The organism is Streptomyces milbemycinicus (assembly GCF_002154605.1).
GTDB lineage: Bacteria > Actinomycetota > Actinomycetes > Streptomycetales > Streptomycetaceae > Streptomyces > Streptomyces milbemycinicus.
In genome coordinates, this window is record NZ_MUNE01001328.1 from 1 (window position 1) to 675 (window position 675).

Annotated in this window: 2 pseudogenes; one reads left to right on the forward strand and one right to left on the reverse strand. The window is 72.3% G+C overall.

The window, feature by feature from the left end:
* Positions 1 to 52: 52 nt before the first annotated feature.
* Positions 53 to 133: pseudogene (locus tag CCN51_RS59100) on the forward strand (hypothetical protein); the annotation flags it as partial.
* An 8-nt stretch (positions 134 to 141) separates the two neighbouring features.
* Here the strand turns inward: CCN51_RS59100 and CCN51_RS52915 are convergent.
* Positions 142 to 675 (reverse strand): annotated as a pseudogene (locus tag CCN51_RS52915) (aldehyde dehydrogenase family protein); the annotation flags it as partial.

A 675-nucleotide genomic window follows, 5' to 3' on the forward strand; every position in this document is an offset into this window, starting at 1 on the left:
CTGCACCGCCGCCACCCGCGCCTACGTCCCGCGTCCGCTGTACGACGCGTTCGTGGCCGCCGTCGCCGATCTGATGGCGTCCGTACGCCTCGGTGACCCCTTCGACCCGCACACCGACCTCGGCCCCCTCATCTCGCACACCCAGCGCGACCGCGTCGCGGGCTTCGTCGAGCGGGCCCGCGACGCGGTCGCGCTGGGTGTGCGAGATGAGGGGGCCGAGGTCGGTGTGCGGGTCGAAGGGGTCACCGAGGCGTACGGACGCCATCAGATCGGCGACGGCGGCCACGAACGCGTCGTACAGCGGACGCTGGACGTAGGCGCGGGTGGCGGCGGTGCAGTCCTGGCCGGTGTTGATCAGGGCGCCCGCGACGGCGCCGTGGGCGGCGGCCTCGACGTCCGCGTCGTCGAAGACGACGAAGGGCGCCTTGCCGCCGAGTTCGAGGTGGAGCCGCTTGATGGTGGCGGTGGCCAGTTCGGCCACCCGCTTACCGACGGCGGTCGAGCCGGTGAAGGAAGTCATGGCCACGCCGGGGTGGCCGACCAGCTGTTCACCGGCTTCCAGGCCGGTGCCGGTCACGATGTTGACGACACCGTCCGGGATACCCGCCTCGGTGGCCGCCTGCGCGAACATCAGCGAGGTCAGCGGGGTGAGTTCGGCGGGCTTGAGGACGACGG